Origin of the sequence: uncultured Eudoraea sp., from assembly GCF_947258925.1 — a bacterium.
GTDB lineage: Bacteria > Bacteroidota > Bacteroidia > Flavobacteriales > Flavobacteriaceae > Eudoraea.
Genome location: NZ_CAMYKG010000020.1, coordinates 22935 through 34608, shown reverse-complemented (window position 1 = coordinate 34608; position 11674 = coordinate 22935). Strand labels below are relative to the sequence as shown.

Below are 11674 nucleotides of genomic sequence, written 5' to 3'. Positions count from 1 at the left end.
ATTGCAATGATCAGTTCATCAAATAGACAAATTCCCCTTTCAACAATATCAGAATGGCCCAATGTAATTGGATCAAACGAACCCGGAAAAATAGCTCTTTTCATTAGGAATTTGATTTTATGACTTAAATGTACTCAATTTACTTTAATGCTTCATTTATTGCATTTTCAAATAGCTCTGATAAACTAATACCTGCTTTGGCCGCCTGTTGAGGCAGGATACTCTCTTCAGTTAAACCGGGATTCGTATTTATTTCCAGCATGTAGGGTTGGTCATGAATAAAAATAAACTCACTTCGGGAAAAACCTTTCAATTTCAAAACTTCATAAGCTTTTTTAGCGATCAGACTAACATTTTCTTCCTGTATTTTACTAATTCGGGCAGGTGTAATTTCTTTAGATTTTCCCTCATATTTTGCTTCATAATCAAAGAAATCATTATCTGTAATAATCTCTGTTATCGGTAAGACCTTGGTTTTGCCATGATAAGTTATTACACCAACTGAAACCTCAATACCATCGAGGAAGGATTCAATAATTATTTCATTGTCTTCCTGAAAAGCTTTATCAATTGCTGAAGGCAAATCTTTTTTCTCATATACCTTCGAAATTCCAAAACTACTTCCGGCCTTATTTGCTTTAACAAAGCAAGGAAAACCTACTTTTTCTTCAATTGCCTTATGGTCTGCAGTATCACCAAAGTTTAAATAATAAGAATCAGCAGCCTTAATACCGTAGGGTTTCAGCGCACTGAGTAAATCCCTTTTATTAAATGTCAGGGCAGCCTGGTAATGATCACAAGAAGTTTGAGGGATAGCCAATAATTCAAAATAGGCCTGCATCAGACCATCTTCCCCGGGTGAACCATGAATAGCATTAAATACGCAATCGAATGTTATTAATTGATCCCGGATCTTTACAGAGAAATCGTGTTTGCTTATCGGCAGTTCGTTATCTTGGTCGTCTATATAAACCCATTTATCTTTGGAAATCAGAATTCGATAGGCGTTAAATTTTTGTTTATCCAAATATTTATAAACTACATTGCCACTCTTAATTGAGATATCAAACTCGCTGGAATAGCCCCCCATAATAATGGCAATATTCTTTTTCATGTAGTGTTATATATATGACATTTTGGCCAGTTAAGACAAATATCACGATTTTAACGTAAATAAAAAATGATAGGGTTTCCTATATTTGCGACATAAATTTAAAAGGCAATGAAAAATTTTTGGAATTTTCTCAGAAGCAAAGTTTTTCTGATCAATATAGGGCTTGCCTTTTTAGTGATCATAATTTTGTCTGTATTGATCCTGCAATGGTTAAAAAAGTCTACAAAACATGGCGAATTTGTCATGGTTCCGGATCTCGCTAAACTCTCTGTGATGGAAATGCGAGATGTAATTGAGGATGCCAATTTACGATATGAGGTTTTGGATTCTGCGAACTATGATCCTGAATACCCCAGATTTTCAATAATTGAACAAGATCCACCTGCTGGTAATAAAGTCAAGGAAAATAGGAAGATTTATATAACTGTTAATCCTTCAGGCTATAAAAAAGTAACGGTACCCAATGTTATTCAGGTAACACAGCGCAATGCAGGATCGATGCTCAGAGCAGTTGGTCTGGATGTGGAACGCATCACCTATATTGATGAGTTGGGAAAAGACATGGTGTATTATATCAGGCATAAGGGAAAGACCATTAATCCCGGAGACAAACTTCCAAAAACTTCTAAAATTGAACTGGTCTGTGGTAATGGCACTATAACGGAACGGGCGAAAGTTAAAGTCGATTCTGAATAAGAAATGGCAGTTGAAAACACCACAGATCTACCAGAAGAGGAACTTTTTGAGCACTATAATTTTATTGCCTCCAAAGGACAAGAGCCTTTGCGCGTAGATAAGTTTCTCATGAACTTTATTGAGAATGCAACGCGCAATAAAATTCAATTAGCTGCCAAAGAAGGTCATATATGGGTAAACGATAATGTTGTTAAACAAAATTATAAGGTAAAAGCGGGTGATGAGGTTAAAGTGTATTTTGAGCACCCTCCTTACGAGTTATTGTTGACCCCGGAAGATATTCCACTGGATATTGTGTATGAAGATGAAAGCCTATTGGTTGTAAACAAACCAGCCGGTATGGTTGTGCATCCGGGTCATGGAAATTATTCAGGTACCTTAATTAATGCCCTCTTACATCATATTAAGAACTTACCGGTAAATTCCGATGAAAGACCAGGCCTGGTTCATAGAATTGACAAGGATACTTCCGGATTATTGGTAATTGCCAAAACAGATCAGGCAATGACTCATTTGGCAAAACAATTTTTTGACAAAACCAGTGAAAGGGAATACGTGGCCATGGTTTGGGGAAATATGAAAGAAGATGAAGGCACCATTATCGGGAACATAGATCGCAATCCCAAAAACCGACTTCAAATGCAGGTATTCCCTGAGGGGGATAAGGGAAAAGAAGCAATAACCCACTATAAAGTTTTGGAACGTCTGGGTTATGTGACAATGGTTTCCTGTAGGCTGGAAACCGGAAGGACGCACCAGATACGGGTGCATATGAAGTATATTGGACACACTATTTTTAATGATGAACGTTACGGAGGGGACAAAATATTAAAGGGAACCACTTTTACTAAATACAAACAGTTCGTGGAAAATGCTTTTAAAATTTTGCCAAGACAAGCTTTACATGCGAAAACACTTGGATTTATCCATCCTGTCTCTGGAAAAATGATGCGCTTTGATACTGAGTTGCCCCCTGATATGTTATATTGTGTTGAGAAATGGAAGAATTATTCAAAACACTCTCAGTAGGTATAAATTTCTTTGATAAAGGTATTGATAAGTCTTTTGACTTCTATATGGGAATTCACAAAAAACCTATTTACTTTTAACTCAAATTACTAGTATTATGAAGATTGTGCTTTCTCCTGCCAAGTCACTCGATTATGAACGATCTATTCCATCTGTGAACTACTCACAGCCGAATTTTCTTGAACAGTCTTTAAAACTTAATAAGATCCTGGCAAAGAAGAATCCTAAGGCATTATCCAAATTGATGGGTATTTCGAATGATTTGGCTGAATTGAATTGGGATCGCAACAATAAGTTTACTCTTCCGTTTACTCCTGAGAATGCAAGGCCTGCCGTATATGCTTTTGATGGCGACGTGTATCAGGGTTTAGATGCCTACAGTATTCCTTCAGACAAATTGGAAAAATTGCAGGATAGTCTTAGAATTCTCTCTGGTCTTTATGGTATTTTAAAGCCATTGGATTTAATTCAACCCTACCGCCTTGAGATGGGTACACCCTTAAAAGTTGGTCGTAAAAAGAACCTTTATGAATTTTGGAAATCTACAGTGACTAACTTTCTAAACGAAGAAATGGATGAGGGAGAACTTTTTATAAACCTTGCCAGCAACGAGTATTTTAGTGTTATAGATAAGAAAGAGTTAAAAGCAGACATTATCACTCCCGTATTTAAGGATTGGAAGAATGATAAGTTAAAAGTGATCAGCTTTTTCGCTAAAAAGGCCCGGGGTTCAATGGTACGTTATATTTTGGATACTGATGCTAAGACGCTGGATGACATCAGGGGATTTAACCGGGAGCAATATATGTTCAGTAAAGAACATACTCTAAAAGAAAATCAGCCCGTTTTTATTAGATAGAATAAATTTCTGATGTAATCGTTTATAATGAATAGTTCTATTCGTAAACATTTTACCATGAGAAATTTAGGTTTTGCTATTTTAAGTGTTTTACTATTTTCAATAGGTTGCACAGATATTGACGACAAAGTAGATACCATCAATATCCGAATAAATAATAGTAGTAGTATCAATTTTGACGAGGTACAGGTAGCCTCAAATGAAGAATTGTACACTAATATAGCACCCGGGGATTATTCAGATTATTTGGTATATGAGACTGCTTATACTTATGCCTTTATTGAAATTAAATCCGGTGAAGAAGTTTTTGTGCTGCAGCCAATAGATTTTGTAGGTGAAGATGAATTACCCATAGGTTTTTATACCTATTCCCTCAACATAAATGAAGAAGGTGAAGTAGTACTTCAGTTCATCGTGGATTAAGCTTTTTTTGCTTTCGTCTTTTTCTTCTTAACAACAACAGTTTTTCCCTTTGCCTTCCTAGGCCTGCGGGCGCCATAAGATTTATTAGCAATCTTACCTCTTTTGGTTTTAATATCCCCTTTACCCATAAGTGTGATTTCTTTTCTTGAAAGTACAAAATCTGGCGTAAAAATCCAATGTGCCTTTCTGTCTTTCTTCAAAGAACTATCTTTACGGAATAGCGTAATTTTAGTGCAATACTCTTAAAAACCCAATAATTTGTTTTTACACGCTCACCCATATGATCCCTTTTTATTTGATGATGCCACAAAGCTCATTGTGGGTACATTACCACCGCCCAGATTTACGACCAGAGAGTTGAGGGAAGGAGATGTGGATTTTTGTTATGGAAGCAGAAATGGTCAATTATGGCCAATTTTAGACCATATTTTTGGATTGAATTTAAAGTATGAAACAACAAATGAAGCCGTAAAACAACGTGTTGATTTTCTAATACGTCATAAAATTGGTATCTGCGATATTGTTGAATCCGCGCAACGTACTAAAATAGATGCATCAGATTTGGGGATGAAGAATGTTTCACTCAGAAACCTTATTGGATTTTTACATAAATATAGAAAGGTAGATACCCTCTTGTTTACAGGTGGAAATAGTAAAAACGGGCCGGAATACTTTTTTCGAAAACAACTCAGGGAGCACGGTATTAAGCTTAAAACAGTATCGCAGGAAATACCCAGAATAAACGAGTTTATCTTAAGTGAAGACTCAAAAAGAACCGTCAGAACGGTATCCTTAACAGCTCCTTCCGGTGCTGCAAACAGGGCAGTTGGTAGTTTTGCTGCTTATAAAAAGATTAAGGCCATTGATCCGGAGTATACTACTTTACAATTCAGAGTAGATCAATACCGATCTTTTTTCTAAATCATCAAAGTCTGGCCTTAGAGACAACTAATCCATGTCAAAAATTTAGTTAAAAATGGCTGACCTTGCCTTTATTTTGAAGTCCGGTGGGACAATTTGCAACGAGTAAATTGATCTTATTAGAATTGTTAGGTTTACTAGAACGACAAATTATTTTGTGATTTGCTAATTTTCAGTTTAAAGATTATATATTATTGCGGATATTTAAGGGTTAAGAAAACCATTTTATAAGGAAATCCATTAAATCAATTGAATATTTAGGAACAATATGCATAAGACAGAAAGATTAGAGGAATTTAAGAAATTGGTCACCAATAAGTTTTATGTATATAATAGCTTATTCTTAAACCTACCTTACGCGAATATTGAAAATGTGGGCATACTTATTCCTGTATTGTTTAATCGATGTGAGAAAGGACTAAAATCAGGTAAAAACCCACAACAGATTTTAGATCAATTTTTTCAGTACTATGCAAACATCGATTCTGAAAAAGAAAGAATTGATTTTATGTTCCGTATTATACAATACGTTGAGCGACAGGTGGTGTTGTACGATAGTGTGGAAGATGCCGCTTTTCCAAAGCTTCATGAGCATACAAGTTCGCTGTCCATAAAAGATTACTTTGAATTAGTTGATAAAAATAAAAGTTGGGATAAGATTGCAAAGAAATTATCATCTTTTAGTGCGCGAATTGTTCTTACGGCGCATCCAACGCAGTTTTATACCCCTGCCGTGCTGGATATTATAGAAGAGTTAAAATCACTGATTCTCGGCGATAAGATTAATGATATTGATGTGGTGCTTCAACAATTAGGCTTAACCTCTTTAATAAATACAAAAAAGCCCACACCCCTTGATGAAGCTTCAAACATCATTTACATCTTAAGAAATGTGTACTATGATGCTTTAGGCGACCTGTTTACGTATATAAAAAGTAATATTGATAATGATGAATTTGAGAATTATGATATTATAAAACTCGGATTCTGGCCTGGTGGTGATAGGGATGGCAATCCTTTTGTGACTGCAGAGATTACGAACGATGTGGCAGATGAGCTTCGTATCAGCTTAATGAAATGTTATTATAATGAACTAAAATTACTTCGAAAGAAACTTACGTTTAATTCCCTGCAGCCTCATTTGAATAAATTGAAGGATCGCTTATATATATCCATGTTCGACCGCAATAAAGTGGTAAGTTTTGAGGATATTTTAGGACCGCTACTCACTGTTCGCGAAATATTGCTGGATAAGTATAACGCGCTTTATCTAAAACAATTGGATGATCTAATTGATAAAGTAAAAATATTTAAAACTCATTTTGCAACATTAGATATTCGGCAGGACCACAGTAAACACTTCCTGGTTGTTGAAACAGTACTTAAGGCAAAAGGTTTTATCAAAGAAAGCCTTGACGAACTTTCAGCAGATGAATTAACTGATTTACTTCTCAATGAAAATCTGGAACTAGATCCTAATGATTTTAATGATGAAATTGTAAAAGACACCATAGTTAATATCTCACAATTAAAAGATATTCAGCTTAAAAACGGTGAAGAAGGCTGTAACCGTTACATCATAAGCAACTCAGAAGACATATTTTCCGTTCTTTTTGTTTATGGACTTTTCAGATGGTGCGGCTGGAAGAAGGGAAAAATTACGTTTGATATAATTCCGCTTTTCGAAACAATGAATGGCATGGACACTGCCGAAACAACTATGCAGTCCTTATTTGATTTACCAGACTATCGTTCACATCTGGTACAACGTGGTGAAAAGCAGACAATGATGCTAGGATTTTCAGATGGCACCAAAGACGGGGGCTATTTAAAAGCCAATTGGTCCATATTAAAAACTAAAGAAGTCCTTTCCAAGGTCTGTTCTAAGAATGGCATAAGTGCAATATTTTTTGATGGTCGCGGAGGACCTCCGGCACGTGGGGGAGGAAAAACACATCGATTTTATGCGGCACAAACCAAAGATATTGCCAATAATGAAATTCAACTGACCATTCAGGGACAAACCATAACTAGTACTTATGGAACCAAGGAGCAATTTATGCATAACTCTGAACAGCTTTTAACCGCAGGATTATCCAATAACCTGTTTGGTAAAGAAAATGTAATCTCCAAAGATTCACGGAAGTTAATGGAAGAGCTTTCCGATCTTAGTTATGAAAAATACGATGCACTTAAACAGCATGAAATGTTTATCCCTTATTTGGAAAACAGAAGTACTCTAAAATACTATACCAAGGCCAATATTGGAAGCAGACCGGGGAAAAGAGGTCAAAAGGCAAAATTAGAACTCAAAGATCTTAGGGCTATTTCGTTTGTTGGCTCATGGAGTCAGCTAAAACAAAATGTACCCGGTTATTTTGGAATAGGTACAGCACTAAGTACGTTAAAAGATCAGGGAAAACTAAAGGAGCTAAGAAAACTATACAAAGAAGTTCCCTTTTTTGAAACTTTAATGCGCAATAGTATGATGTCCTTGTCTAAGTGTTATTTTGAACTTACAGCGTACATGAAAGATGATGAGGAATACGGGGATTTCTGGAATATCCTGCATGATGAATATCTGTTATCAAAAAAAATGCTTTTGCTAATCAGCAATTCAAAAATTCTGATGGAAAACGAAAGGGTTTCCCGAGAATCAATCAAAATCAGGGAAAGTATTGTACTGCCTTTATTGGTAATTCAACAGTATGCCCTGCATCAGATCAGCGAGAATTCGGAGTACAAGGCACTTTATGAAAAGATAGTGACACGTTCCCTATATGGCAATATCAACGCCAGTAGAAATTCCGCCTAAGATTAGCCTGAAATTCGTTTAAAAATTAATAGATCAGATTAATGAAATAAACTTAAGAAGACGCTCGTTGTCTATTCCATTTTATTGCTCATTATTCCATAAAACACCTGGATGCCATACGCAATCTGACCAATTTTTAGATTTTCGTTAGGGCTGTGCTGATTGTTATCCGGATTCACTAAGGGAACCAGAAAGGCCGGAATCTTAAGTTCGTTGATAAAAGGTGCAATGGGAACCGTACCCCCCATAATCCTTATTTGAACAACATCCTCTGAGAATGTTTCTTTAAATGTATTTACAAGGAAATTACCATAAGGATTATCCAAATCTGTTCGGAATGCATCTGTTACCGTACCCTCTGTAATAGTTATTATTTTCTCGTACTTCATTCTCTGGTCCATATCCGGTACTTCATTCAATATAAAATACCCTTCATTTTCTATATGTTTCTTTACCAGGTTTTTCAAACGATCCCCGTCAGATTCCGGAACCAGCCTGATATCTATTTCAGCAGTAGCACTTGCCGGTACAATAGTTCGCGATTTTTCTCCAACCCATCCCGAAGAGAGTCCGCGAATATTTAATGAAGGATATTGTAACGCTTCCTGATAAAACGAGCCCACCAGTTCTGGTTGTTTAATGGCAAGATGGGTGTTTATAGTTTTGGCATCATCCGGTACACTTTGCAAGATATTTAATGTTGATTCGTCAAGGCTAATACCATCATAGTAACCTTCAATTAAAACTTTTCCGTTTTTGTCTTTCATGCCAGCTACAACCTGGGCTAATTGAAACCCCGGATTTGGCGCATAATTTCCATAATGGCCGCTGTGCTGTGGCTTAATCGGACCATAAGTAGTTAGCGTTAATGTTGTTATTCCCCTGGTGCCATAGGCAATAGTTGGTTTTCCGGAAGAATGTACCGGACCATCAGAAATAATCAGAAAATCTGCTTCTAACAATTCCCTGTATTCTTTTACGGCCTTTGGCAGCGGGGCACTGCTTTTCTCTTCCTCCCCATCCAATATTACCTTAATATTAAAAGGAATTTCTATGTCATTTTTTTTCAAAAGATCAATAGTATTCAGGAACATAACAATAGGTCCTTTATCATCTGATGTAGAACGGCCAAATAATCGCCAGTCATAATTTATGTCCTCTTTAAGATCATTAAATGAAAGTGTTTTCCATTCCCCATTTTCTTTTGCCTTAAGGACTACTTCATACGGATCGGGCTGATCCCATTTCGCAGGGTCTACAGACTGTCCATCGAAATGCATATAAAAGAGGATAGTTGGTTTATCATCTTCCATGGGGAGGGCGGCAAAAAAAAGTGATTCTCCTTCAGTGGGGAGAACAGATGAATTAAACCCGCGTTCATTAAATTTTTTTGTAAGCCATGAAAGGTTTCTGTTTATATCCGAATGTATTAAGGCATCATTCGGAATGGCTATAAATTCCCGAAGCTCATCAATCGTATGCCTGACTTGTGTTTTTAATTCAACATCCTGCGCGTTGTTATTCCAAAAAATGTGAAGAAATAACAGGGCTATTAATTTTTTCATATAGTCATCTGAATTGATAAAGTTTTAAAAATAGGTATTTCTATGGGTTGAGCAAATCCTTAAGCTTTAAAATTAGAAGGCGAATAAAAAGTACAAATGGAAAGCCGTGTAAAACAAGGTCAAACCAATCCATAAATTTCATACCAATAGCTCCTCCATAAACCCACCGTAATTTACCCCAAATATGAGGTTCGGGGAAAAAAGGAGCCAATCCCAATGTTAAACACAATAAGATTATAATTTTCCAATTGTTAATTATATTCATGAGCGTGGTTTAATGGTTTTAATAAATTCTGAAATCCCCGCCTTACCCTTTTTTGATAACATTTTTATAAAAGCCGAACCAATAATAGCACCCTTGGCAGTCTTTGTGGCCTGCTGAAAAGTCCTGGCATTACTAATCCCAAAACCTACAATTTGTGGGTTTTTAAGATCCATTCGTGCAATTCGCTCAAAATAAGCTTCCTGTTCTTCTCCCATTCCTTGTTTAGCTCCCGTAGTACTTGCTGAACTTACCATATAAATGAAGCCTTCAGAGGCGTTATCAATTTGTCTAATCCGGATTTCACTGGTCTGTGGGGTAATCAGAAAAACATTGATCAGTCCGTGTTTTTTAAATATAGGTTCGTATTCATCCTGGTAAACATCCAGGGGTAAGTCTGGCAGGATCAGGCCATCTACGCCTATTTCCTCACATTTCTTACAGAAGTTTTCTACTCCGTATTGCAAGACGGGATTAAAGTACCCCATAATAAGCAAGGGAATTGAGACTGACTTTCTGATGTCCTTTAATTGAGTAAACAGTAAATCGGTACTCATTCCATTTTTCAGGGCTATGGTAGAACTTTCCTGAATGGTAGGGCCGTCTGCCAGGGGGTCGCTGAACGGTAAACCAATTTCTATCATATCCACTCCGTTATTTTCTAAATCCTGAATTATGGAAACCGTATCGCTGAGCTTAGGGAAACCTGCGGAGAAGTATATAGATAGCAGTTTTTTGTCTTCGCTAAGTTTTTGTTTTATCCTGTTCTTCATTTTAGTCAACTTCAGTTTCACTTAAAGAAACTAGTTATAATTTGAAATAATCTATATAGGTCTGCAAATCTTTATCACCCCTTCCTGAGAGGTTAATAACCACAATATCATCCGGTTGAAATTTTTTATAGTCCAAAATGGCGAAGGCATGTGATGTCTCTATTGCAGGTATAATTCCTTCTAATTGTGATAACAATAGGCCTGCTGTCATAGCTTCATCATCGGTAATCGAAATAAATTCACCTCTTCCGGAGGTGTATAAATTGGCGTGCATAGGACCAACACCCGGGTAATCCAAGCCTGCAGAAATCGAATAAGGTTCTGTTATTTGACCATCCTGAGTTTGCATAAGGAGTGTTTTACTGCCGTGAATAATACCTACTTTGCCAAGAGCAGAAGTTGCTGCGCTATCCCCGGAATGTATTCCCTTACCAGCTGCCTCTACGGCAATGATTCCAACATCTTCATTATCCAGATAATGGTAATAGGTGCCTGCTGCATTGCTCCCACCACCTACACAGGCAACCAGATAATCAGGGTTTGGAGTACCCTCTTTTTCTATAAGTTGTGCTTGTATTTCCTCTGAAATTACAGCTTGAAATCTGGCAACCATGTCAGGGTAGGGGTGAGGACCCACGACAGAACCAATAATATAATGGGTGTCTACAGGATTATTTATCCAGTCGCGAATGGCTTCATTGGTGGCATCCTTTAGTGTTCTGCTGCCTGATAAAGCAGGTCTTACTTCGGCTCCTAACATCTTCATTCTGGCTACATTGGGGGCCTGACGGGCAATATCTATTTCACCCATATATACTACACACTCAATTCCCATAAGAGCACATACTGTTGCGGTAGCTACGCCGTGTTGCCCAGCTCCTGTTTCTGCAATGATCCTCCGCTTACCCAGTCGTTTGGCCATCAATATTTGTCCAATGGTATTATTTACCTTATGGGCGCCTGTATGGCATAAATCTTCCCTTTTAAGGTAAATTTTTGTTTGATATTTATCTGAAAGACGATTGGCAAAATATAAAGGAGTGGGTCGCCCAACATAATCTCTAAGCAAAGATTGGAATTCATTGACAAAAGATGGTTCTTCCATAATCTGAAGATAATTTTGCCTCAGTTCTTCGGTGTTGGGATACAGCATTTCTGGTATATATGCTCCTCCAAACTGTCCGTAATAACCCTTTTCATCAGCATGATAAGTCATA

Annotated in this window: 12 protein-coding genes and 1 pseudogene; 6 read left to right on the top strand and 7 right to left on the bottom strand. The window is 37.0% G+C overall.

Annotated features, from left to right (window positions below):
- Together Q0X77_RS08840 and Q0X77_RS08835 are read right to left on the bottom strand one after the other, a co-directional pair.
- A pseudogene (locus Q0X77_RS08840) lies at positions 1-104 on the bottom strand (adenylyltransferase/cytidyltransferase family protein); the annotation flags it as partial.
- 35 nt (positions 105-139) lie between these two features.
- Positions 140-1114 carry a D-alanine--D-alanine ligase gene (locus tag Q0X77_RS08835; protein WP_297796100.1) on the bottom strand — a complete coding sequence of 325 codons (975 nt, stop codon included), beginning with the start codon at positions 1112-1114 and terminating at the stop codon, positions 140-142.
- A gap of 108 nt (positions 1115-1222) precedes the next feature.
- Here Q0X77_RS08835 and Q0X77_RS08830 point away from each other — a divergent pair, with 108 nt between their 5' ends.
- From Q0X77_RS08830 to Q0X77_RS08815, 4 genes are all read left to right on the top strand, one after another.
- A complete protein-coding gene (locus Q0X77_RS08830) occupies positions 1223-1810 on the top strand; it encodes a PASTA domain-containing protein (protein WP_297796098.1) in 588 nt (195 codons plus the stop codon).
- Positions 1811-1813: 3 nt separating this feature from the next.
- A complete protein-coding gene (locus Q0X77_RS08825; protein WP_297796095.1) occupies positions 1814-2839 on the top strand; it encodes an RluA family pseudouridine synthase in 1026 nt (341 codons plus the stop codon).
- Between the two features lie 97 nt (positions 2840-2936).
- Positions 2937-3698, top strand: coding sequence for a peroxide stress protein YaaA (yaaA, locus tag Q0X77_RS08820; protein WP_297796092.1), 762 nt, complete (start codon positions 2937-2939; stop codon positions 3696-3698).
- Positions 3699-3725: 27 nt separating this feature from the next.
- On the top strand, positions 3726-4121 hold the full coding sequence (locus Q0X77_RS08815) for a hypothetical protein (protein WP_297796089.1): 396 nt from the start codon (positions 3726-3728) through the stop codon (positions 4119-4121).
- Here the strand turns inward: Q0X77_RS08815 and Q0X77_RS08810 are convergent.
- Positions 4118-4249 (bottom strand): 30S ribosomal protein THX, encoded by a 132-nt coding sequence (locus Q0X77_RS08810; protein ID WP_297796216.1) that lies wholly within the window; start codon positions 4247-4249, stop codon positions 4118-4120. The genes Q0X77_RS08815 and Q0X77_RS08810 overlap by 4 nt on opposite strands.
- A gap of 130 nt (positions 4250-4379) precedes the next feature.
- Here Q0X77_RS08810 and Q0X77_RS08805 point away from each other — a divergent pair, with 130 nt between their 5' ends.
- Both Q0X77_RS08805 and Q0X77_RS08800 read left to right on the top strand, forming a co-directional pair.
- Entirely contained in the window at positions 4380-5042 is a 663-nt protein-coding gene (locus Q0X77_RS08805; protein WP_297796086.1) for a uracil-DNA glycosylase family protein, read from the top strand.
- A 268-nt stretch (positions 5043-5310) separates the two neighbouring features.
- On the top strand, positions 5311-7857 hold the full coding sequence (locus Q0X77_RS08800) for a phosphoenolpyruvate carboxylase (protein WP_297796083.1): 2547 nt from the start codon (positions 5311-5313) through the stop codon (positions 7855-7857).
- Positions 7858-7928: 71 nt separating this feature from the next.
- Here Q0X77_RS08800 and Q0X77_RS08795 read toward each other — a convergent pair whose 3' ends face one another.
- The 4 genes from Q0X77_RS08795 to trpB are packed head-to-tail and all read right to left on the bottom strand — an operon-like array spanning position 7929 to position 11673.
- A complete protein-coding gene (locus Q0X77_RS08795; protein ID WP_297796080.1) occupies positions 7929-9422 on the bottom strand; it encodes a M20/M25/M40 family metallo-hydrolase in 1494 nt (497 codons plus the stop codon).
- A gap of 40 nt (positions 9423-9462) precedes the next feature.
- Positions 9463-9687, bottom strand: a complete 225-nt coding sequence (locus tag Q0X77_RS08790; protein ID WP_297796077.1) for a hypothetical protein — start codon at positions 9685-9687, stop codon at positions 9463-9465.
- Positions 9684-10457, bottom strand: a complete 774-nt coding sequence (gene trpA, locus Q0X77_RS08785) for a tryptophan synthase subunit alpha (RefSeq protein ID WP_297796074.1) — start codon at positions 10455-10457, stop codon at positions 9684-9686. Before trpA ends, Q0X77_RS08790 begins: the two co-directional genes overlap by 4 nt.
- Before the next feature lie 34 nt (positions 10458-10491).
- Positions 10492-11673 carry a tryptophan synthase subunit beta gene (trpB, locus tag Q0X77_RS08780; protein WP_297796071.1) on the bottom strand — a complete coding sequence of 394 codons (1182 nt, stop codon included), beginning with the start codon at positions 11671-11673 and terminating at the stop codon, positions 10492-10494.
- Between the last annotated feature and the right edge of the window lies 1 nt (position 11674).